The sequence below is a fragment of the Pseudoalteromonas sp. Xi13 genome (assembly GCF_003952205.1).
GTDB lineage: Bacteria > Pseudomonadota > Gammaproteobacteria > Enterobacterales > Alteromonadaceae > Pseudoalteromonas > Pseudoalteromonas atlantica.
The window spans coordinates 51,130-72,161 of sequence record NZ_CP034439.1; the positions used below are offsets into that span (position 1 = coordinate 51,130).

Genomic DNA, 21,032 nt, shown 5'->3' on the forward strand with positions numbered 1-21,032 from the left:
TTGTCCTTAAAATACACTTACCGCTGAACCTTCAAGTTTAACACATTTATTTTCAACACACTGCGTGCTTGGAGAAGTTAAATGCTGGCACGTGCTCATCATTTCATTTTGTGTGTTGTAGGCTTTTTCAAGCGTTGTTATTTGCTTTGCAAGCGAACTGACTTGCCCCTCTTTAGCTGATTTTGTTGAGTAAACAACATAATCACTTGGTCCGCCGCAAGCTTTGCTTCCTACAGGCATAACCTTACATTGTGCAGAGGTATCGCACTGTGTATTGGCAATTAACGTATTAAGCTTGCTTTTTGCGGTTTTAATGTCGTTAAGTGATACTGCTTTTAAAGCGGTTTTTATGGGTTGTGATGCATCAGTAGGGGTTTTGTGCTTGTTTTCACTGCTGGTTTGTTGAGGTACTTCTTTATGCGGTACTTCTTTAAGCTCGTTCGCCGAGTTAGTTGGTGCATCTTGCGATGTTGTTTCGAGGCATGCAGTTAAACAAAGTGGTAAAAGTAGGGCTAACAGTGGAGTACGCATAACAAACCTTGATAGTGATGAATTATTCATCACTATCATACACGGTGCATTTTTAACGGCAATAAAAACTATATTATCAAGTAATTAAAGCCGTTTTAGATTTACCTTTATAAACCGCCTTGGGTAAGTTTAGTGGGGTTAAGCAGTGTTTCTAATTCACTGCGTGGAAGGTCGGTTTCTTGCTCTGCGACATCAATTATTGGGCGGGCTTCTTTATACGCTTGCTTAGCTATTTTGGCTGCTTTTTCGTAACCGATCACCGGATTAAGCGCTGTCACTAAAATTGGATTTTTGGCCAGTGCTTTATCAATATTGAGCTGGTTTACTTTAAAACTCGCAATGGCTTTATCTGCCAATGCTTGGGCGCTATTAGCAAGTAACTCAATGCTTTGTAAAATATTGTGCGCAATAACAGGTAGCATTACGTTTAGCTCAAAATTACCGGCTTGGCCTGCCACGGTGATGGTTGCATCGTTACCTATAACTTGAGCGCTTACCATGGCTGCCGCTTCTGGGATCACCGGGTTTACTTTACCCGGCATAATCGACGAGCCAGGTTGCAGTGCTTCAAGCTCTATTTCGCCAAGCCCGGCAAGTGGGCCTGAGTTCATCCAGCGTAAGTCATTGGCTATTTTCATTTGTGCTACAGCGAGTACTTTTAACTGACCTGAGAGCGCTACAATGGCATCTTGCGAGCCAATATTGTAAAAAAAGTTACTGCTTGGCTTAAAACTTATACCCACATTTGCGCTTAAGTTTTTAGCAAACTTTGAGGCAAATTCGCCATCAGCATTAATACCCGTGCCAACAGCAGTCCCGCCTTGGGCAAGCTCACATACTCGCTCTAAGCTATGGCGAATGCCTGAGGCTGCATTATTTACTTGTGATTGCCACGCGCTTAGCGTTTGCTCAAACGTAACGGGCATGGCATCCATTAAATGCGTACGGCCAGTTTTAACTATTTTGCCAACGTCTGCTTTTTTTTGCTCTAAACTCTGCGATAGTTTTTCAAGAGATGGCAGTAATTCATAAACCACGTTAATAGCACTACTTAGTGCAATGGCTGTAGGCACTACATCGTTAGAGCTTTGCCCCATATTTACATCATCGTTGGGGTGAATTGGCTCATTACCAATGCGGGTTGCAAGCGTTGCGATAACTTCATTCGCGTTCATGTTCGAGCTGGTGCCTGAGCCAGTTTGGAAAATATCAACCGGGAAGTGCTCGTAATGCTCGCCATCAATAATTTGTTGGCATGCTTGCTCAATAGCGTTGGCTTTACTTTTACTTAAGTGATTTAGCTCAAAGTTACTTTGTGCTGCAGCTTGCTTAATGTATGCAAGCGCTGTTACAAACTGTTTTGGCATAGTTAAGCCGCTAATAGCAAAGTTGTTAACTGCACGCTGGGTTTGCGCTTGGTATAGCGCATCACTAGGGACCTGTAATTCACCCATGCTGTCGGATTCGGTTCTAAAATTGCTCATAAGTCGCTCCTTAAAAAGGGTTAAATTCGTGACTGAGTACGCGAGCTTCGCGCTCAAGTTTTAAAAATTTTTCAGTATCGTTATGTGCATAGTAAAAGCGTTTTAATGCCAATAAGGGTTTATATAATTGCTCAAGGCACTGCTTACGAATGGCATTGTGTATTAGAGGGTCGCACATTTTATTGATAATTTCATGGTGAGTGCGTAATAAATATAACTCTTGTAGTAAGGGGTTACGCTGTTTTTCAAAGCTTTTAGCAACGTTTAAAGCGGTTTCTATGTAGTGAGCTACCACCATAGGCGCATGTAAGCCCGGGCGTAAGCAGTTACAAGCAAGTTCATGATGATAAGGCTGTAATGCCTGAAAGGGAGACATAAAAAAACCGACCTAAGTTAACGATAATAGTTATCATTACATTTAATCGGTTTCAGTGTAAACAGTTATTATAAAAATTATTTGCAGCGTTTAATTGAGTATCAATTATAGCCAAGAATGAATATTTGGTCTGTTTCATGTTTTTTTAGCGCCTGTTGATTTTGGTTACAGTGAGAAAGTAAGTCGATTACAGTGGCTCTACTATCACAGGTGCTACTTGGTTTTTCGGTGCTTTTTTCTGTCACTGAGACCACAGCGTCTACAGCGGTGTAAGGGGGAGTATGCATAATTTTATCCTCGTATTTAATATTGGTAATACACCCTACTTAGGGTTGATTTAATTAAAGCATAATACATACCATCGCCTTATTTTTATTTTAGTGCCATGAATTAACTCACTTTTATAAATTATCTATAAAACTTTAATTGTTCAGTGCCATTTTTTTGCGTTAATGTTGTGCAATAAGTTTCAATATTGGTGCAGGTCATGATCAAACCTTTCTCACAAGCGTGTGAAAACAATAAGGGTCCTATTTTAGAAGTGCTTAAAACGGCTTTTAATAAGACAAAATCGGTACTCGAAGTAGGCTCGGGTACGGGGCAGCATAGTGTGTTTTTTGCTGAGCAATTACCGCATTTACAGTGGTATACAAGTGATCGCCGTATAAACCATGAGGGCATAAATTTATGGCATAAGGAGGCAAATTTAACTAATTTACACGGCCCTCTTGAGCTTGATTTGAATTATGCATGGCCGGTAAATAACGTAGATGCCATTTACACAGCAAATACGTTTCATATTGTAAGTTGGCAGTTGGTTGAGCAATTTTTTAAAGGGGTTACAACACACTTAGTAAGCCAAGGTGTAGTGTGTATTTATGGCCCTTTCAAATACCAAGGGCAGTTTACAAGTGCAAGTAATGAAGAGTTCGATCGCTTTTTAACACAGCGTGACCCATTTAGCGGTATTCGTGATTTTGAGGCCATAGAGCAATTAGCAAGGCATGCTGGCCTTACACTCATAAGTGATACAGCTATGCCAGCGAACAATCAGTTATTGGTTTTTAAACGGCAGTAAATCAGCGCACTGCGTTTTATAAATTGTCATATGCTGGCGTTCTCGCTTTAGGTAGTCGTTTATTGCTGCTCTAAAGTCGGGTTCAACAATATAGTGGCTAGAGTAGGTAAAAACAGGCTCAAACCCACGAGGTATTTTATGCTCACCTTGTGCGCCTGAGTGAAAGCAATGTAAGTTATGCTTAATCGCAAACTCAATCCCTTGGTAGTAACACAGCTCAAAATGAAGGGAGTCTATTTCTTCGCTGGCGCCCCAATAGCGGCCATACAAGGTGTTTTCACCTTGTAAGCTTAGCGTTGCTGCCACTATTTTGTTGTCTTTTTTGGCAAGCATAACAATTAACTGATCGCCCATTAGTGCCTGTAATAAAGTAAAAAACTCAACATTTAAATACCCTAAATGCCCAGAACGTTTTAAATAAGTACGCTGATAAAACTCACAAAATAGCTGCATTGTTTCAGGGCTTAGGTGCGAGCCTTGCAGCCATTCAATGGAAATATTTTGCTGTGCTATTTTAGCTCGCTCTTTTTTTAGCGTTTTTCGTTTGCGTGCGGTGAGTGTATTTAAAAAATCGTCAAAGGTTTTAAAGCCTTTATTAAACCATTGAAACTGCACGCCTACGCGCTGCATTATATCGTCAGTACACAGGGCTTGAGCTTGAACCTTTGGGCAAAAGTTAACATGCCAGCCAGACCAACCTTGCTCCACACTCGTTAAATTTAATTGCTTTTTTATGTACTCGTATACGCTTTGTGTATTCGTATGTGCAATGGCAATACGCTGGCCTTCAATGGGGCTAAAAGGTACACCGCTTAGCCATTTAGGGTAATAGGCTAATCCGTGTTGCTCGTAGGCTTCTGCCCATGCCCAATCAAAAACATACTCTCCGTAAGAGTGGCTTTTTAAATACCCAGGAGCGAGTGCGACTAGTTTATCAGCTTCATAAACCGCTAAGTGCTGAGGCTGCCAGCCTGTCTCTTTGTTTACACAGTGGCTTTGCTCTAATGCATATAAAAATGCATGGCGGGTAAAAGGTTCATTACCGAATAAGCGAGTCCATTCGTGTACGTCTATCTGGTTAATATCACTAAACCATTGGTGGGTAAAAGTTGCCATTACTGCTTACCTTGGGCTGCTTTATAGTGGGTGGTGGTGTTTTAAACTAAGTTAACACAAGTGCATTTATTTAGCGCATCATTGTATTAGTGCTCTTCAATTTCGGCATATTGGGCTAAGCACGCGGTTAGCTTAACCAGTTCTAGCGGTTTTGCAAGATGCTGATTAAAACCAACGGCTTGAGCATGGGCTTTATCCTCAGGCATAACATCGGCGGTCAGCGCAATAATGGGCAGCTCTACCTCACTTTTAAATTGCCTAATTAGAGCGGTGGCTCTGTAACCATCCATTATTGGCATTTGGCAGTCCATTAAAATTAAGTCAAAGTGTTGCTCTTTTGCTATATCTACTGCCGCTTCACCATTTTCGACAATATGGGCAACAATACCTAATGAGCCTAGCATGGCTTTAATTACCATTTGGTTTACCGGGTTATCTTCTGCTACTAGCACTTTTAAAGCCGCAAATTTAGTACCCGAGTATACAAGCTCGGCTTGCTCTTGTACTGGGCTGGTGCGAAGCTCAACGTCAAATTTAAACGTAGAGCCAACGTTTGGTTCGCTCTGTAATGTGACGTTACCGCCCATTAATTTACTGAGCTCTTTTACGACAGTTAAGCCCAGGCCTGTGCCACCGTATCGCCTTGATGTTGAGTCGTCGGCTTGGGTAAAGGCACTAAATAGCTTGGACTGCTGGGTAGGCTTTATGCCAATACCCGTATCTGTAACGGTTACGGTAATTTTAACTTTGTCAGTACTGATAAACTCTCCGCCAAAGTCTACACTTACTTTGCCTTGCTCTGTAAATTTTATTGCGTTGCTGCAAAGGTTTAGCACTACTTGCTCAAAGCGTAAAGGGTCGCCTACATACCAAGTATCTACCGGAAGATGACTGCTAACCTGCCAGCCAATGCCTTTATTGGCTGCACTGGCCTCAAACATTGTGTTAATACGCTTTATAATTGCATGTAGGTCAAATGCTGTGCTTTCTAGCTTAAGCTTATGTGATTCAATTTTTGAAATATCAAGTATGTCGTTAATCAGGTTTAGTAAGCTTTTAGATGAAGAGTTTATTTTGTCTAAGTAACCAATAAGAGTGTGTGCGTTGTCTTCTTTGCGCGCTAATGATGAAAAGCCAATAACTGCATTTAATGGTGTGCGTATTTCATGGCTCATATTGGCTAAAAATCGGCTTTTAGCCTGATTAGCTAAGTCAGATTGCTTTTTAGCTTGCGCAAGCGAGTGGGTGCGCTCTGCGACTTTTCGGGTAAGGGCAATTTGTTGCTGATTAAAAAGCAGTAAAACAATTAAAATTAAGGCACATACCACCAATTGTAAGGCCATTAAAAACAGTGTTAATTGGTTATTATGGGGGGCAAGGTATTTCTCTTTTAAGGCTAAATGTGCATTCCATGTTTGCCCACCAAAGCTGAGCTTTAGTTTCATAACACGGCTGCCCTGAGCGATATTTAAACTTTTGCCGTAGTTACTATAAAAAGCGGGCTTATTTACATCTTCATAAAACGCAATAGAAAACATCTCTGATTGTTGCTCGTTAATCGCTTGCTCAATAATATTACGCACTAAAAACACACCTGTTGCGTACCCCTTTATAATAGCTTTTTGCTCTTGCTGTTCGTACACGGGGGCAAATAGCAGATAGGCAGGCTCAGGCTCAGCTGTTTGCACTAACTGAATAATTTTAGTGCTGACAGGCTGATAACTAATTGCAGGGTCTACTAGCGATGCTTTTCTGTCTGGGTTTGAGTACACATTAAAACCAACCGCTTTTTGGTTGCCATTAAAAGGGGCAATGTATTTAACGATGACCATAGGATCGTCTGGCTCAAGGGGCTCCCCGACAATTTCAAAGTCTAGGTGGTATATATCGGCAACTTCTTGGGTAAACGAAGCTCGCTCACTTTGCGCTATTTTTTGATTCCACGAAAGCGCTTTAATAAACGAATGCTGCGTCAGTAACTCGCTGGCGTAGGTGTAAAAGTCTTGTTGGTTTAAATCTGGGTTAGATTGTACTTGGCTGGCTAAGCTTTGCACCGCTATTAAACTTTGGTTGATGTAGCGATATAAGCTATTTTCAATAATGTGAGCTTCTCGCTCGGCGACTTTAACGGTATTTTGTCTGTTTTCTTGGTTATAAAGCTGAGTAGTTACTGCAACAGATACAAATAAAATACTACATACCGCTAACGTAGGCAGCGGCGATATAGGCCTATTTTGCCCCTTAAACTGAGTAAGCACCAACAGCAGAGGAGTGGCAATAATTACGCCTAATGAGTCTCCTAGCCACCAAAATAACACATTTTGCCAATGATCTTTAATATCGTACGCAGAGTTAAATTGGCTTAGCGCAAATACCCCAAAATTTGCTGAAATTAAACTAACCGCAATGCCCACAACAAAAATAAAATAAATGATACTTGCGCGTTTTTTAAAATACAGCGGGTGTCCAAGCCAATATTTAAGTAAACCAGCCCCCACCATTGCCTGCAATACAATGCCAATAGCAATATACATGGCTTGGCTGAAGGTATTGCCAACTAACACCATATCGTGAGCTGTGCTGTCAAAAATATTAAAGTTAAAAGCAAAGGCTGCTATAAAAAGCGCTGGAATGAAGCGCCACCACCACATATAGCATCCAACTAAGGCAATGCCTGCAGGCAACCATACCGGGATAATTTGAGTATTAAAGGCGAGTTTAGTGAGTGAAATACCAATTAAAAAGTACGCTAATGAAAAAATTATGTAAAAGATAACTGAATGATATTTTGAGTTAAAATTTTTCACATAGCTCCCTGACTTTTTAAAAGTACTTAATTTTAAATATCAGTATAGCGAACAGTATGTTATTTGCGGTATTTTTTAATATATGTTGTAAAAAGTGTACCTTGCGCAACCTGTAAACTGCTTATTTAGCAGTTAAGGTTGTTTGCTCAGCTGCTGTTTTTGCTGCTGTAAAATAGAGATTTGTTGCTCTACAGCACTAATTAATGCGTTATAGCGGTTTTGAATCGCCGTAGTTTTAGTGGCTATCGCATCGGCTATTGATTCGGCGCCCATTCTATTAGCTTGATCTTGAGTAACATAGCTGGCTTGTTGTTTGGCGTCAGCTAAGTCTTCTTTATAATTTTTGATAGTAAGCTGGTGGCGTTTAATTTCACGCTCAATTTTTTTAATCTCAATGTAGTTATCTACAGAGGCACCAGGCATTGCGGGTGAGTTTGCATTATTACCGTACTTATCGGCAACTAGTGGCTGTTTTAGTTTAATAACTTCTGCATTGTCAGCACAGGGTGTTTGGCTAAATGTAGCGACTCCTTTAATTGTACATTTATAAACCGTAATGTCTTGGGCTGCGTGTGTACTTAAAGCCACAAGGCCTATTAAAGGTGCAATTAAACGAAACATAATTAAACTTACGTTAGTGGAGTTGTTATTAATAATGCCGTAACTACCCAGTGTATTCAATGTGTTTCGATTCACCTCTTTTAATAAGAAATGATGGAGAAGGAGGGGTTAGCTTAATTACATCCATGTAATTAATTGCTTCGCAACGCCTACGGCGGCTTAAAGTGTTCCAGACATTTTATCGAACCCTAGCGAGGACTCTCACCCTCCATGGATACATTGGTTGTTAAATTTTAGGCACAAAAAAACCGCAACTAAGCGGTTTTTAAAAAGAAATGGTGGAGAAGGAGGGATTCGAACCCTCGATAGAGCTACAAACTCTATACTCCCTTAGCAGGGGAGCTCCTTCGGCCACTCGGACACCTCTCCAACGCATAACAGATTGTATTAACGGTAGTTTATTCATACCATTAATTAAATAGTGGTGGAGAGATAGGGATTTGAACCCTAGATAGGCTACAAACCTATGCCGGTTTTCAAGACCGGTGCATTCGACCACTCTGCCATCTCTCCGTGACGCAGAATAATACTTAGGTGATACCGTCGTGTAAATAGCAAATAAACTGTTTGCTTAAAAAGTAGGCGTAATTGCGGTTTTTTTTGTAAATAGAGGGAAATTAGAAGGATTTAAACTAAAAATTAAAGGGTGGCAGCAAACTAAGGGAGCTAAAGAAGGGCTTTCAATAGTGGTTAGTTGTTTACTGCCCCTGCTTAATAAGCATAACAAGGTTGATTATTTGTATTGCGCGGCGCTGTTTAATGCTAACTTTTTGCCCATACGGTTTAATTTAGCAAGCATTTTAGCTTTACGGTTAGTTGGCTTTACTCCAACGTGGGCTGTTGCATTTTGGTTTAGGGTGTTTATTGGGTTCATGTCTTTGCTCCAAGGTGTATGTGTTTAAATCGCGAGCATTTTGACTCTTTTTTGTTTAAAAATACAACAATATAAACTAAGGCTTGGCTATTAGTTATTTTTATCTGAATTTGCATTGTTTTGTTTTTAATTAAAACTACCAAGTGCCCATTTTGCATAATTATTTAATCAGGGGAACTAGGTTTTGATTTGTTTTATAAGTGTTTTTTGTATTTGTTAATGTTTTTAGTAAATTTTTACGCACTTTTATGATTAATTATTCAGATAAATTAATTTTAACTTAATTCTTATTTATGCTGGTGTACTGGCTAATAGGAGATAAATTACTTGCAGTTGTTAATAATAGTTAAACCGAGCGTAAAAAGTGTGGTGTTAGATCACCTCGATTGGCTTAAAAAAACATGCCAGAAGAAAAATATTCTCTATATTACGGTTAAAACGACAGGTAATTTTGAGTACGACTTAGCAAACGTTAAATTGAATGCACAAAAAAGCCAAATAGCAGTGGCTATTGGAGGCGATGGCACGCTTAATTTGGCACTTAATGGTGTGATTGACAGTGCATGTAGTTTGGCAATATTACCTTGTGGTACGGGCAACGATTTTGCGCGTCGCTTTCATTGCACAGCTAAACAGTGGCAAAACGCTATTTTTAATGCCCCCACACACTTAATTGATGTAGGTAAAATTAATACTCGTTACTTTATTAATGTGGCTGGTGTTGGTTTTGATGCTCATGTAATTAAGCAGTTGGGTCATTTACAAAGCATGTCAGCTTGGCGATATAAGTGGACGAGTTTTAAATCGCTCTTTACTTACAAAGAAAGCACACTAAATGGAGCATTTTTAAATAAGCAATGTAGCTATCAAAATTTAATAACTGTATTTGCGAACTCTCAGTATTTTGGCGGCGGCATTAAAATAGCACCTAGGGCTAAAATTGATGATGGACTGCTTGATTGCTACCAAATGCAAGCGGGTAGTCTTGTTGATCATTTATATAGCTTTATTAAATTAATTTTTAAGCGCCACCATACTTTAAAAAAGCTTACTTATAGCCAACTCAAACAGGCGCGTATTAATACTAGAGATTTATTAATTGAGGCCGATGGCGAGCTAGTAGGTGTTACGCCCGCGGTTATTGCTATCCAGGAGCAGGCTATTAATTTTCATATACCAATAAAAAAGCGCCTACAGTAGGGTAGGCGCTTTTGTGTTAGTGCGTTAAAAACGCCTCTAACTGGGGACGGAGCCATTTTTAGCAACGCAGCGGCTTGCTAAAAAGGCGTTAATTCTTTTTGTGGGGGTAAGTACAATTGCATTACCCAGTAGTACTAAACTAAAGCCGGCAAAGGTGTTTGCATGCCACTCAAAGCCTTCAAATAAGCTGCTTAATGCAACGGCCACTAACGGAAACAGCACTATGGCGTAGCTTGCTTTTTCGGGGCCAATGTTTTTTAACAAGGCAAAATAGCAGCCAAACGCAATCACAGTGCCAAAAACCGATAAATACAATAGCGACAGCCAATAGCTGGTAGGGGCACTAAAACTGACCGTTATACCATTTATTAATACATAAACGGCTAAACCTATTGCGCTATATAACATGCCCCATGCGTTACCCTGCAGCACACCTATTTGACGATTAGAATTACGTACACTAATCATATTGCCCAATGAAGCCACAAAGGTACCCCCAAGGGCAAGTAGTAACCCGACCAACGCCCCATTACTCAAGTCGAATTGCTGTAAATGCGGCCAAAACAGACAAATAATACCCACCACGCCGATTAACGCGCCGCAGTAAATACGTTTGGCAATGGGCTTTGCAAAAAATAAACGGGTGTTGACTATGTTCATTATTAGCAACATTGAAAATGCAATAGAGGCCATTGCCGATGAGAGGTAGTTTTGTGCCCAATACAAAAGCAAATAATTTAAGCCAAAGTTAGAAATGGCCAATAAAGCAAAAAAGCCATGATCGACTAACGAAAATCGCATATTAGGCTTTTTGTAGGCCACAAATAGCCACATACATGCAGCTGCTATGGCAAAGCGATAAAACAAAGAAAGCTCCACAGCAATATCGCCTAGCTGAAACGAAATCGCGAGCCACGTAGAGCCCCAAATTAACACTGTTGTGAGATATAGCGCTGCGCTTTTCATGGCAAACCTCTAAAAAAACCGATTGAGTGGTTATTTTAGAGTCTATCTGTATACTTACCATATACAGAAAAGTATAAATGTAACCTATACAGATTTGAGGCGAGATATGCAGCCAGCTGCCAATAAGCAAAAAGCCGAGTTTTTATATCAACAAGTTATTGAGCTAATTAAAGACATGCAAGCACAAAAGGTGTTACTACCTGGGGAAAAGCTTCCTTCGCTTCGTAAAATGGCCAGTAACTTAAATATTAGCATTCCGACAGTTAAGCAAGCGTATCAAGCGTTAGAAGATCAAGGGTTAGTAGAGGCACGTGAAAAATCGGGCTACTTTTTAACGGTGCTTAATACGGTTTACAGTTTGCCAAAGCGTGTAAAACTAAGCCGCGAGCCTGTCACTGTAAATAAACAAGCATTAATAGAGCAGGTATACAGCGCTATTCATCAACCTAATGTAATTGCCTTTGGTATTGCCAATCCCGTTGCTGCCGCGCCTACCGATAAAGCTTTAGTCCGTACCATGCGCCGGGTTATGACAATTGCTGGGGCGAGTGTTATTAATTATGGCCCTATTGATGGTTTTGCTGCGCTTAAAAAGCAATTAGTGCATAGATACTTAGGCTTTGGTATTGGTGTAAATATAGATGAACTGGTGATCACTAATGGCGCGCAAGAGGCGCTGGCTATCGCACTTAAGTGTGTTACTAAGCCCGGCGATGTGGTTGCAATTGAAACCCCCTGTTATCACGGCATTATTGAACTAATAGAGAGCTTAGGATTAAAGGCGCTTGAAATCCCGCTATGCCCCGACAATGGTATTTGGCTTAACGACTTAGCTCAAGCGCTTGAACAACATGATATAAAAGCATGCTTGTTTTCGACCGCCATAAATAACCCGGTTGGCAGCTTTATGAGCGATGAAAGCCGTAAGCAAATGGTGGACTTAATAGAGTCACATAATGTTGTGCTTATAGAAGATGATGTGTACGGTGATCTACACTTTACTGCCAAGCGTGGCACGCCCGCTTTAGCGTATTCAAAAAAGGGGCTTGTGATCAGCTGCGCCTCGTTTTCAAAAACGGCTGCGCCAAGTTATCGAGTTGGTTGGTTAATAGCAGGCAAGTTTGCTGGACAAGCGCGCCGGCATAAGCGTGCATTAAGTTGCTCTGCCTCACTTATAAATCAGTGGACGCTTTCTGAGTTTATAGCCAGTGGTGAGTATGACCGTAATTTAAAAGTACTTAGGCAGCGCTTACGTAATAACAAAGAGCGCATGCGGTGGTGCTTATTAAACGCGATGCCTAAAAATACGCGTATTAGTGACCCTAAAGGTGGGTGTGTTATTTGGCTTGATTTAGGCCAAGGGGTAGACAGTCAAAAGTTATTTTTACTGGCGCTAGAAGCTGGTATTAGCATAACCCCCGGACTTATTTTTTCAGCAAGTAATAAGTATAAAAGCTGTATTAGGCTAAGTTACGGGGTGCAGTGGAGCGAAAAAATAGAGCAGGCTATTAGCACGTTAGGTGCGCTGGCTCACACGCTAAAAGAATAAAAAAGCAGCACCTAATATACAAGTGCTGCTAAAGGGATGTTAAATACGGTGCGGTGTATTAATTTTGTTTAATGGTAAATAACTCGTAGCCTTTTAGCTGGGGTAACTGCGCTACTAATTGCTCTTCTTGCTGTGCTATGTTGGCAAAGCTGTCGCATAAAGAGTTGGCACGCTTTTCAAGCGCACTGGCATGCAGCTCTACTTTTTCTTCTATTTGCGCGCCCATATTTTCCATGCGCTGCTCAAATGCATCCATATCTCCACCCGAACCAAGCAGCTCAGAGCCTAAAGCAACTAAAATACTGCCCATTGATTGCATAACGGCAGACTCAACCACGGTTTCTATTTGCTCCTCAAATTGATGTTCAAAGTTTTCACCAAATTGATTAAAGCTTTGTTGGCCCATTACAAACGTACCTTGTTGATAAAAGGTGTTTTCTACTTCAAGTCTTATATCGTCCATGAGACCAGATAAGTCATCAAGGCCATCAATATTAAATGCGTTGGCTACTTCCTCTAGTGCTACACCGGCTATTTTCACTCCGTCTAGGGCAATATTAGCGACCTCAGGTAGCTGCGTACGTAAGTTGTCAGAATACTGGGTAAGCGCTTGGCGCTGTTCGCTGTTAATGGATACTTGTTCGCCATTTATAGTTAAGTTGCCATTGCTGTTAAAGCGCATGAATTGATTAGATGCGGTAAAAATTTCTAATTCGCTAGGTTTAATGCGTACATCGTTTTTAAACTCTACATTGCACTGCTCATTGCTAAACGAAATACCCGCATTGTTATCGTTATGTGCCATTGCAGCGGGTGTACAAATTAAAGCGCTTACTAATAGTAAATTTTTCATGTTTATTCTCTAATAATTGTTGATGACGGCTAAGTATTAACAAGTTTAGTGCCATTATTTATTTTTATTTTAAAACAGTAAGTTATGAAAATTTGTGTGTTTGTAATGATTTTTAATTTTGATAAATAAACTACTTTTTAGTCAAAAACACTAAAAATAAATAAATGATAAATTTTATTTGTCGAAACGATAAAAAACTCTCACTTTCCACTTTCTTAATTTAGCGCTATTTATTCACAATATTGACATGAAGGCTATTTACGATAGTCACGTGGCTTTATTTTGGTGCTAATTTGTTCGTATTTTAGCGCTAAACATTTTTAATTTACCAAGTGCAGGAATAAACCTGAGTTGGTCTCAAACACTTTATGGAGTGGGTTGTGGGTAAGACATTTAGTTACGATGCGCTAGATGATGATTTTGTTGAAGACGAGTACGAAATGGTCGGGCGTAATCAGCATGACAAAAAAAAGCAAAAGGTGAAAAAGAAGTTGGAAGATTACCTTGAGCAAAAACGTTTGCGTAAAAACCTAGGTGAAGACGACTTAAACGATTACATAGACTAAATTGTGCTAGTTAAAATAATGCGCCTTTTTATTAGGGTTTGAATGTGCGTTTACGCATGTTTAAAGGCTAAACATTGGCAATAAAGAGGCTTTATGCCTCTTTATTACTTATTATGTACTTAATTTAGCGAGTGCTTGTTGAATAGTGGTTTCTAGCTTTTCTGGTTTTGTAAAAGGCGCATAGCGCTTGATAGGTGTGCCATCGGGCGCTATCAAAAACTTGGTGAAGTTCCACTTTATTTTTCGTGTTAAAAAGCCGGGTAAGGCCGATTTTAAATACCTAAATACAGGGTGGGCGTGACGACCGTTTACATCAACCTTAGCGGCCATTAAAAAGCTTACCCCGTAATTAATTAAACAGCCTTGTTGTATTTGCGTTGCGTCGCCTGGCTCTTGCTGACCAAATTGATTACATGGAAAACCAATAATAACCAATCCGCTTTTAGCGTACTCACTATGAAGAGTTTGTAGCGACTCGTACTGCTTAGTAAAACCACACTCACTTGCGGTATTAACAATAAGCACAACCTTGCCTTCAAAGTCGCTAAAATTAATTGTTTTACCGTCTAACGCAGTAGCCGTTAATTGATGAAATTCATGCATGATGGGTGCTTTTTTATTGTTGTTAGCTACATTCTACCCGCTGTAGCGCGTTACTAAAAGTATAAAATTTAGGCTTGTTAATACCGCGCTTAACTATGCGCCAATGGGTTGGCTGTTATTTAGGGCGTGTTGAACTTTGCGGATTGAAATTTGTTCAACCTAGGGGCGATCAAATCGCGGCGCGAGGTTTGTAACCTAGTGGGCTAAGTAAAAACCGAGCAACAAAGAGTTTATCGCCCCTAGGCAGAACCCAAAGGGCAGCGCATGTTTGGCATTTATGCTACGTTATCGCCTATTTATGGGGAATAACCACACTTCACAGGCTCTGCCTTGCCTAAAAACCAAACATACTGCTGCAAATTCAAACGCCAACACGCCCTAGTTTAAAATTAAAAATAACCCCATACTGGCAAGCGTTGTGTAATAAATATTATGTGTTTTGTAGGCAACAATAATGGCAACGATAGCTGCGCTTAAATAAGGGTTATGCCAGTTTAGGTTGAGCCCGTCTTCATTTATAAAAATAATGGGTACCCAAATAGCGGTTAGTACAGCGGGTGCGCTAAAGCTTAAAAACTGCTGCATTTTAGGGCCCACTTTAAAACCAAGGCGTTGATGTAAAAATAAGTAACGAGTAAAAAAGGTAATACACGCCATTAATAATATAGTGAGCATCATAATGGGCTGTCCTTTTTTTGTGTAAGCCTTGCAGTAAAGTAGCCTGCACTCATTGCAAGTAGAGCAGCACAAACCAACCACAACTCAAACTCCGTGCTTTTTAAAACTGTGGCGCTAATACCCGCAACAATCACAGTAACCAGCGAGGCTAAATTTTTTATGCCCGGTACCACAAGCGCAATAAATGTAGCTGCAATAGCAAAGTCGAGCCCTAAATTTGTTAAATCAGGGAGCACACTTCCTGCAACTATGCCTATGAGTGTCCAAAGGTTCCATGCAATATAAAAACTAAAACCCGCGCTTAAAGCGTATATTAGGCGCGCTTTTGTTTTATAGGCTTTGCGTTGATGCGAAAAGGCAAACAGCTCGTCGGTTAGTACAAAACTTATTGGTAAGCGCCACCGTAATGGCTGTGAAATAACTTTATGACGTACGGCTAAACCGTATAAAAAATGCCGAGAGCTAATAATAAATGTAGTAAATAAAATAGTCAGTAAAGGGGTGTTACCGGCCATTAGTTCAATTGCAACTAATTGTGCAGAACCCGCGAATACAAGTAATGACATTGCTTGTGTTTCAAAGGCACTAAAGCCATTTTGAATCGCTAAAGAGCCACATAATATTCCCCAAGGAACGACCGCCAGGCAAAGCGGGAGCATATCAAAAAAACCTTTTAATACTGCGCGTTTAGTTATATTCATTAATACAAGTAAGTAATAAGTTTGTGCGTTTAGTGTGCCATAAATAGCGCTTTATGTAATATCATTAATGCAGCGTTAGTAAAACTTTGGAATAATGGCTTTAGTATCAAAATAATGTGCCAGAGCCTGGCAACAAGTTGAGGATGTATATGCAAAGTATAAAAGTATGGGATGGCTTTATAAGAAGCTTTCATTGGTTATTAGTGATTAATATTGCTGTGCTTTACTTTAGCATTGACGAGGGCATGATTGAGCTTCATTTTGTGGCTGGCTTTTTCGCAATCGCATTAATAGTGACCCGTTTAGTGTGGGGCTTGGTGGGCAGTAAAACGGCAAAATTAAGCGCGTTACTGCACTCGCCAATAGCAGTACTTAAAGAGTTCAAAAACCCCAGTAAAGGAGTGGGTCATTCGGCGCCAGGTAGCTACATGGTTTTGTTGTTTTTTGTACTTATTATAGTGCAGTTAGTGGCCGGGCTAATGAGCAGTGATGGCATTTTGACTGATGGGCCTTTGGTTGAGTATGTGTCGAGCTCAACAGTTGATTTTGCAAATTGGCTGCACCGCCTTAATTTCGATATTTTATTTTATGCCATTTGTCTGCATGTTACTGCCATTGTTGTGTATAAAATAAAAGGAAAACCACTTGTCAAAGCAATGATCACTGGTGAACAGGCTAACAGCGAGCAAGCCACCCAAACTAATATAGATAACACGAAAGCTCCTTGGTTGGCGTGGGCTATTTTTGTTGGGTTGTTAGTGCTACTGGCTGTTACGTGGGGCAAAGAACCACTTAGTTATTTGCTAAGTTAATAGCTAACAAAAAAACAAAACGGCGCATAAAGCGCCGTTTTAGTGTGCATTGTTTTAATTGTAATTAGTCTTTAAATTGCTTGTGGCAATCTTTACAGCCTTTGGCCCATGCGCCAAATGCTTTACCAATTACCGCCTTATCGCCAGATTGAGCTGCTAAAGCTAGCTTATCTGCATTGGCAGCAAAGGCATTGGCTTTTTTAACAAAGGTTGCATTATCAGACCATACATCAGCTAATGCTGCTGTATCACCTTTATCAGTGCCTTCGTAAAACGCTTCCCATGGCATTTTAGAAAGGGCTGCTGCGTTATTAGCGCGCATTTTAAATTGCTCTGCATCAAAAGGAATTTTACCTTTTAGCATCGCGCCCATATCGCTAATTTGCACTGAAATCATAGAAAACGCAGCTTGACGGTATTCAATAGCATCACTTGGCTCTTTAAATGCAGTATTTGCAGATACGCTAAGTGTACATGTTGCTAAAGCAACCCCTGCTAAAAATTGTTTTAATTTCATGTTTTGCCCCTGTAAGAAATTATATCTACTAATTAGACATCTTGAATCGATTACTTATTTTATTCAAGTGAAACTTTAATGACCCATAGCTTGTTTTCTGAATATATCATTACAGTTTGTCAGTTTATTGTTAACGACTGTAAACAGTGCGTTGTTATTAAGTGCCCTGTTGTGTACCTTGAGTCATCATAAAAATAATTAACGAAGGAAGTTTATGAAGCATAATATTTTTAAAATGTCGGCACTTTCTGCCGCAGTAGTTATGACGCTAGCAGGGTGTGGCGGCAGCGACAATGACAATAATAGCCAAGTTGCTGTAGTAACTGATGTTGCACCAAAAGCAAGCGATGTCGCCGTTGCTGGTTTAAAGCAATGGGTACCTGTAACTGCTGAGTTTAATGCAAGTGATAACGATGGCGATACACTTAGTTATACATTTACTGAAAATGGTGAAGCGGTTGAAGCGCAAGATGGCGTATATACTTTTAGCCATGGCTTACTAACTGTTGAAGGCGATACCTTTACTTACGTTCCTGTTTCAGGCGAAGACGCGGTAATTGATTACACCGCTAATGCAAATGGTAAGTCGGCGTCTGCGCAATTAACAATTAGTGATATTGCGTCAGATCCTTTGGCTAATCAGCAATGGCATCTGCGTAACACAGGTCAAAAATCGTACGCTCTAAGCGATGAAATGAAACAAGGCCTAATTGATTTATATGTCAACCAATTAGGTTACAGCGAAGAAGAAGCGCAAACTATTTTTGACGAGGATTTTGCTGAATCAGAAGCAGAAGAATTGGTTGCTGGCGAAGATATGAACGTAGCAGCTGCGTACGCTCAAGGTGTTACAGGTGCTGGCGTAACGGCGGTTGTTGTTGACTCTGGTATGGAAATTCGTCACGAAGACTTAGTTGATAACGTGTTACCAAACCGTTCTTTAAATTTAGATGTTGATGTGTTGGATCGCACCGACCCTACTAGCCTGTCAAATAGCGGCGACCACGGTACCAGTGTTGCAGGCTTAATTGCAGCGAAAGGTTGGAATGGTAAGGGCGGGCGCGGTGTTGCACCAGATGCTGGTCTAATTGGCATGAACTACCTAGGTGGCGATAAAATTGAGCAAACTGATTTACTTGCGCATGGTTTCCCAGGTAGCGGTATTAGCACATCAGAAAATATTTCTGCGTTTAACCGCAGCTACGGTATTACCTTCCCAACGTTTATTGGCTACTCAGAGCTAGATGAAGCTATCGAGTCATACCCTAACCTTAACCTTCGTGATGGTAAAGGTGCCCTAAACATGAAATCGAGCGGTAACTCGTTTGTCGATGGTAGCGGTGAAGGGTCATTATGTGCCGATAACGGCGCAAATGAGCTAGGCCTTACTTGTTATAACGGCGCGTTTGAGCCAAGCCAAGGTCATCCATATTACTTAAGCGTTGCAGCTGTAAATGCTGATGGTACGCATACAAGCTACTCAAGCGGTGGTGCTAACTTAATGGTTTCAGCCCCTGCGGGTGAATATGGGCGCTGGGCGCCTGCCATGGTGACAACTGATCAAATGACCTGTATTAATGGGTACTCAGGCTTTAATGGTAGCTCGATTACGGCATGGGCTGCAGCATATGGCGAAGACTTTGCTGCATCGCAATACCCATTCAACTACCCAGGACATGAAGATAACGCTAGCTGTAACTATACCTCTACGTTTAATGGTACTTCTTCGGCAGCACCTAATGCGTCAGGTGTAGTATCACTGATTTTATCAGCTAATTCAGAGCTAACATGGCGTGATGTTCGTCATATCTTAGCTACTACAAGCACAGTTAACGATGCAGAAGATGAAGTTGTAACGCTTAGCGTTGGTGAAGGTGAATTTGTAGCGCATGACGGCTGGGTTGAAAATGCAGCAGGTTATAACTTTAATAACTTATATGGTTTTGGACGTGTAGATGCTGGTGCTGCAGTTGCGATGGCAAAAGAGTACGACGTAGCATTAGGTGAGCAAGTTATTACAGATTGGAGTGGTGTTGGCTCTGTTGTTGAAGAAGAGGCTCTTACACTAGAAATCCCAGATAACAGTGCCGCGGGTGTTACACAGCAAATCACTGTTGAAGAAGAGCTAAACATTGAAGCAATGCAGTTTAAGTTTGATGTGAGCAATACTGAAATGGGCTTTGGTTTAGCGGATGGTACGCAAACATCTGCTGGTACCGATTTAGCAATTGAAGTGACGTCTCCATCAGGCACACGCAGTGTATTACTAGCGTCTAAGCAAGCTCTATTTTACCCAGCTTATAGCTTTACTAACGGTTGGAACACAGGGTATGTTTTAAGAGATGCGGTACTACTGTCTAATGCTTTCTATGGCGAGACAACAAAAGGTACTTGGACTATTCGTGTTCTTGATGCTGCAGCAGATAGCTTTGCATTCAGCGATGGCGGGGATAACGGACTTGGTGCCGTAGGTATTTCAAATAACCGTGCCGCAAGCGTTTTAGAAGGCGTTTCGTTGAGAGCATTTGGTCACGCAGGTCAAGAGTAAGGAATATAGATATGAAAATGAATAAATTAGTTATTTTAGGTGCTGCTGCGTGTATTTCTCTAAGTGCAACAGCGAGTTCAGTAGCAGATAAAGAGCTGCAACTTCCAAAAAAGCCGGTAAATAGTGTGAAATACAGCAAAACCGACTTTGGCTCTTACGTTGTAGAAAAAAACTTACGTTTAGTACCAACAAGTGTTGCTGCTGATGAGTATGTTGTTTCGACTAAAGGTGAGATGGCGGTTGTTGAATCTTCTGAGGCTTCATCGTTAGTAACAAAAGGTACACTGGTACGTAATGTCCTAACAAACAACTTAACGTCGCTTTCTGGCAATATTACTGTTTTGCTTAAAGATGGCATGAACGCAACAGAGGTAGCTCAGCTGTCTGGCTTAAAGGTAGTGTCTGTTTTCCCAGGTACTAAAATAGCGGTATTAGCTGTTAATGAGGGCCAAGATATTTTAGCTGCTGCAGAGCAGTTAAAGTCATCTGATTATACTAAAGAAGCGCGAATTGAAGTGTTAGAGACTATTTATACTGCGCAATAAAATTAAAATGTTGTGATAAAAGCCCGAGAAAATCTCGGGCTTTTTTATTGCTAATCGTTAATATCAGCAAATATCATCCCTCGGCGCATACTACGTGTGGCCAAAAATACCTCACCAAGTAACGACATAAAACCACATATTAATAAGGCCATTGCAGCCACAAAACAGCTGGCAATTGTCACCCCTAAATTAATAGACTGAATGTGTGATAAAAACAACAGCATAACCACAGCACATACTAGCAAGGCGCTTAGCACGCTCATACTAAAAGCAATGTGAATACATCGAGAGCGCTTTAACAGGGCTCGCAGCTCTGTGGCTAGGGTTTTATTAAAGTCTTCATCGGTGCTTACCTTGAGTTTTCGCTCAAGTTGTCGCGCACGGTCAGTAATGCGGGCTAAACGATTAGATAAAACCCCGAGCGTGGCAGCAATACCCGTAATTAAAAAGACAGGGGCGACGGCAGTCTGAATTACTTTAGCCATGGTTAAAATATTTATAACGTCGTTACTCATTCATTTTCCATAGAGAAGTTAGGTTTTGTTTACAGTGATTTACAAATTACAGAAATGGAAAAACTTATTTAAAATTAGTTTGTTGTGATGTT

The 21,032-nt window shown here is 40.6% G+C and carries 22 protein-coding genes and 2 tRNA genes; 7 read left to right on the plus strand and 17 right to left on the minus strand.

Going from position 1 to position 21,032, the window contains the following annotated elements; genetic code table 11:
* Positions 1-6: 6 nt before the first annotated feature.
* The 4 genes from EJ103_RS00260 to EJ103_RS00275 all read right to left on the minus strand — a co-directional run bounded on the left by EJ103_RS00260 (position 7) and on the right by EJ103_RS00275 (position 2,678).
* Complete coding sequence (locus EJ103_RS00260; RefSeq protein ID WP_206435487.1) at positions 7-531, minus strand: hypothetical protein; 525 nt, start codon at positions 529-531, stop codon at positions 7-9.
* A gap of 107 nt (positions 532-638) precedes the next feature.
* Positions 639-2,015 (minus strand): class II fumarate hydratase, encoded by a 1,377-nt coding sequence (locus EJ103_RS00265; protein WP_126005405.1) that lies wholly within the window; start codon positions 2,013-2,015, stop codon positions 639-641.
* Positions 2,016-2,025: 10 nt separating this feature from the next.
* Complete coding sequence (locus EJ103_RS00270; RefSeq protein ID WP_004589147.1) at positions 2,026-2,391, minus strand: hypothetical protein; 366 nt, start codon at positions 2,389-2,391, stop codon at positions 2,026-2,028.
* Between the two features lie 101 nt (positions 2,392-2,492).
* The gene (locus EJ103_RS00275; protein WP_004589148.1) at positions 2,493-2,678 is read right to left on the minus strand and encodes a hypothetical protein; all 186 of its coding nucleotides are present in this window, start codon (positions 2,676-2,678) and stop codon (positions 2,493-2,495) included.
* Between the two features lie 200 nt (positions 2,679-2,878).
* On the opposite strand from EJ103_RS00275, the gene EJ103_RS00280 reads away from it, so the two are divergent.
* Positions 2,879-3,469, plus strand: coding sequence for a DUF938 domain-containing protein (locus tag EJ103_RS00280; protein WP_126005407.1), 591 nt, complete (start codon positions 2,879-2,881; stop codon positions 3,467-3,469).
* Here the strand turns inward: EJ103_RS00280 and EJ103_RS00285 are convergent.
* From EJ103_RS00285 to EJ103_RS20115, 6 genes are all read right to left on the minus strand, one after another.
* Entirely contained in the window at positions 3,446-4,585 is a 1,140-nt protein-coding gene (locus EJ103_RS00285) for a GNAT family N-acetyltransferase (protein ID WP_126005409.1), read from the minus strand. The genes EJ103_RS00280 and EJ103_RS00285 overlap by 24 nt on opposite strands.
* Positions 4,586-4,671: 86 nt before the next feature.
* Positions 4,672-7,392: an ATP-binding protein gene (locus tag EJ103_RS00290; RefSeq protein WP_126005411.1), complete on the minus strand. Its 2,721-nt coding sequence runs from the start codon at positions 7,390-7,392 to the stop codon at positions 4,672-4,674.
* 132 nt (positions 7,393-7,524) lie between these two features.
* Entirely contained in the window at positions 7,525-8,013 is a 489-nt protein-coding gene (locus EJ103_RS00295) for an RNA-binding protein (protein ID WP_164521603.1), read from the minus strand.
* A 276-nt stretch (positions 8,014-8,289) separates the two neighbouring features.
* A tRNA-Ser gene (locus EJ103_RS00300) sits at positions 8,290-8,382 on the minus strand.
* Positions 8,383-8,435: 53 nt separating this feature from the next.
* A tRNA-Ser gene (locus tag EJ103_RS00305) sits at positions 8,436-8,526 on the minus strand.
* Between the two features lie 220 nt (positions 8,527-8,746).
* On the minus strand, positions 8,747-8,887 hold the full coding sequence (locus tag EJ103_RS20115) for a hypothetical protein (RefSeq protein ID WP_164521604.1): 141 nt from the start codon (positions 8,885-8,887) through the stop codon (positions 8,747-8,749).
* A 327-nt stretch (positions 8,888-9,214) separates the two neighbouring features.
* Between EJ103_RS20115 and EJ103_RS00310 the strand changes: the two genes are divergently transcribed.
* The gene (locus EJ103_RS00310) at positions 9,215-10,087 is read left to right on the plus strand and encodes a YegS/Rv2252/BmrU family lipid kinase (protein ID WP_126005415.1); all 873 of its coding nucleotides are present in this window, start codon (positions 9,215-9,217) and stop codon (positions 10,085-10,087) included.
* A 36-nt stretch (positions 10,088-10,123) separates the two neighbouring features.
* Here EJ103_RS00310 and EJ103_RS00315 read toward each other — a convergent pair whose 3' ends face one another.
* Entirely contained in the window at positions 10,124-11,053 is a 930-nt protein-coding gene (locus tag EJ103_RS00315) for an EamA family transporter (protein ID WP_126005417.1), read from the minus strand.
* A gap of 106 nt (positions 11,054-11,159) precedes the next feature.
* Here EJ103_RS00315 and EJ103_RS00320 point away from each other — a divergent pair, with 106 nt between their 5' ends.
* Positions 11,160-12,602, plus strand: coding sequence for a PLP-dependent aminotransferase family protein (locus EJ103_RS00320; RefSeq protein WP_126005419.1), 1,443 nt, complete (start codon positions 11,160-11,162; stop codon positions 12,600-12,602).
* A gap of 58 nt (positions 12,603-12,660) precedes the next feature.
* Here the strand turns inward: EJ103_RS00320 and EJ103_RS00325 are convergent, their stop codons facing one another.
* Positions 12,661-13,455, minus strand: a complete 795-nt coding sequence (locus EJ103_RS00325) for a YggN family protein (RefSeq protein WP_004589021.1) — start codon at positions 13,453-13,455, stop codon at positions 12,661-12,663.
* Positions 13,456-13,835: 380 nt separating this feature from the next.
* Here EJ103_RS00325 and EJ103_RS00330 point away from each other — a divergent pair, with 380 nt between their 5' ends.
* Positions 13,836-14,021 (plus strand): hypothetical protein, encoded by a 186-nt coding sequence (locus EJ103_RS00330; RefSeq protein ID WP_004589020.1) that lies wholly within the window; start codon positions 13,836-13,838, stop codon positions 14,019-14,021.
* A 111-nt stretch (positions 14,022-14,132) separates the two neighbouring features.
* On the opposite strand, the gene EJ103_RS00335 is transcribed toward EJ103_RS00330, so the two are convergent.
* From EJ103_RS00335 to EJ103_RS00345, 3 genes are all read right to left on the minus strand, one after another.
* A complete protein-coding gene (locus EJ103_RS00335; protein WP_126005421.1) occupies positions 14,133-14,624 on the minus strand; it encodes a glutathione peroxidase in 492 nt (163 codons plus the stop codon).
* Positions 14,625-15,002: 378 nt separating this feature from the next.
* Positions 15,003-15,302, minus strand: coding sequence for an AzlD domain-containing protein (locus EJ103_RS00340; RefSeq protein ID WP_004589018.1), 300 nt, complete (start codon positions 15,300-15,302; stop codon positions 15,003-15,005).
* Complete coding sequence (locus EJ103_RS00345) at positions 15,299-16,003, minus strand: AzlC family ABC transporter permease (protein WP_126005423.1); 705 nt, start codon at positions 16,001-16,003, stop codon at positions 15,299-15,301. The genes EJ103_RS00340 and EJ103_RS00345 overlap by 4 nt, the downstream gene beginning before the upstream one ends.
* A 149-nt stretch (positions 16,004-16,152) precedes the next feature.
* Here EJ103_RS00345 and EJ103_RS00350 point away from each other — a divergent pair, with 149 nt between their 5' ends.
* Positions 16,153-16,815 (plus strand): cytochrome b/b6 domain-containing protein, encoded by a 663-nt coding sequence (locus tag EJ103_RS00350; RefSeq protein WP_126005425.1) that lies wholly within the window; start codon positions 16,153-16,155, stop codon positions 16,813-16,815.
* Between the two features lie 64 nt (positions 16,816-16,879).
* On the opposite strand, the gene EJ103_RS00355 is transcribed toward EJ103_RS00350, so the two are convergent.
* On the minus strand, positions 16,880-17,332 hold the full coding sequence (locus EJ103_RS00355; protein ID WP_024032101.1) for a cytochrome c: 453 nt from the start codon (positions 17,330-17,332) through the stop codon (positions 16,880-16,882).
* A 214-nt stretch (positions 17,333-17,546) separates the two neighbouring features.
* On the opposite strand from EJ103_RS00355, the gene EJ103_RS00360 reads away from it, so the two are divergent.
* Positions 17,547-19,880, plus strand: a complete 2,334-nt coding sequence (locus EJ103_RS00360) for a S8 family serine peptidase (RefSeq protein WP_126005427.1) — start codon at positions 17,547-17,549, stop codon at positions 19,878-19,880.
* Positions 19,881-19,891: 11 nt separating this feature from the next.
* Positions 19,892-20,425 (plus strand): hypothetical protein, encoded by a 534-nt coding sequence (locus tag EJ103_RS00365; protein ID WP_004589013.1) that lies wholly within the window; start codon positions 19,892-19,894, stop codon positions 20,423-20,425.
* 50 nt (positions 20,426-20,475) lie between these two features.
* Here EJ103_RS00365 and EJ103_RS00370 read toward each other — a convergent pair whose 3' ends face one another.
* The gene (locus EJ103_RS00370; RefSeq protein ID WP_004589012.1) at positions 20,476-20,940 is read right to left on the minus strand and encodes a DUF2721 domain-containing protein; all 465 of its coding nucleotides are present in this window, start codon (positions 20,938-20,940) and stop codon (positions 20,476-20,478) included.
* Positions 20,941-21,032 lie beyond the last annotated feature (92 nt).

Coding starts and splice junctions, on each gene's coding strand:
- EJ103_RS00340 (WP_004589018.1), bottom strand. CDS start 15,302: ATGATGCTCACTATATTATTAATGGCGTGTATTACCTTTTTTACTCGT.
- EJ103_RS00360 (WP_126005427.1), top strand. CDS start 17,547: ATGAAGCATAATATTTTTAAAATGTCGGCACTTTCTGCCGCAGTAGTT.
- EJ103_RS00350 (WP_126005425.1), top strand. CDS start 16,153: ATGCAAAGTATAAAAGTATGGGATGGCTTTATAAGAAGCTTTCATTGG.
- EJ103_RS00315 (WP_126005417.1), bottom strand. CDS start 11,053: ATGAAAAGCGCAGCGCTATATCTCACAACAGTGTTAATTTGGGGCTCT.
- EJ103_RS00345 (WP_126005423.1), bottom strand. CDS start 16,003: ATGAATATAACTAAACGCGCAGTATTAAAAGGTTTTTTTGATATGCTC.
- EJ103_RS00260 (WP_206435487.1), bottom strand. CDS start 531: ATGCGTACTCCACTGTTAGCCCTACTTTTACCACTTTGTTTAACTGCA.
- EJ103_RS00275 (WP_004589148.1), bottom strand. CDS start 2,678: ATGCATACTCCCCCTTACACCGCTGTAGACGCTGTGGTCTCAGTGACA.
- EJ103_RS00270 (WP_004589147.1), bottom strand. CDS start 2,391: ATGTCTCCCTTTCAGGCATTACAGCCTTATCATCATGAACTTGCTTGT.
- EJ103_RS00365 (WP_004589013.1), top strand. CDS start 19,892: ATGAAAATGAATAAATTAGTTATTTTAGGTGCTGCTGCGTGTATTTCT.
- EJ103_RS00295 (WP_164521603.1), bottom strand. CDS start 8,013: ATGTTTCGTTTAATTGCACCTTTAATAGGCCTTGTGGCTTTAAGTACA.
- EJ103_RS00335 (WP_126005421.1), bottom strand. CDS start 14,624: ATGCATGAATTTCATCAATTAACGGCTACTGCGTTAGACGGTAAAACA.
- EJ103_RS00320 (WP_126005419.1), top strand. CDS start 11,160: ATGCAGCCAGCTGCCAATAAGCAAAAAGCCGAGTTTTTATATCAACAA.
- EJ103_RS00265 (WP_126005405.1), bottom strand. CDS start 2,015: ATGAGCAATTTTAGAACCGAATCCGACAGCATGGGTGAATTACAGGTC.
- EJ103_RS00370 (WP_004589012.1), bottom strand. CDS start 20,940: ATGAGTAACGACGTTATAAATATTTTAACCATGGCTAAAGTAATTCAG.
- EJ103_RS00285 (WP_126005409.1), bottom strand. CDS start 4,585: ATGGCAACTTTTACCCACCAATGGTTTAGTGATATTAACCAGATAGAC.
- EJ103_RS20115 (WP_164521604.1), bottom strand. CDS start 8,887: ATGAACCCAATAAACACCCTAAACCAAAATGCAACAGCCCACGTTGGA.
- EJ103_RS00280 (WP_126005407.1), top strand. CDS start 2,879: ATGATCAAACCTTTCTCACAAGCGTGTGAAAACAATAAGGGTCCTATT.
- EJ103_RS00325 (WP_004589021.1), bottom strand. CDS start 13,455: ATGAAAAATTTACTATTAGTAAGCGCTTTAATTTGTACACCCGCTGCA.
- EJ103_RS00355 (WP_024032101.1), bottom strand. CDS start 17,332: ATGAAATTAAAACAATTTTTAGCAGGGGTTGCTTTAGCAACATGTACA.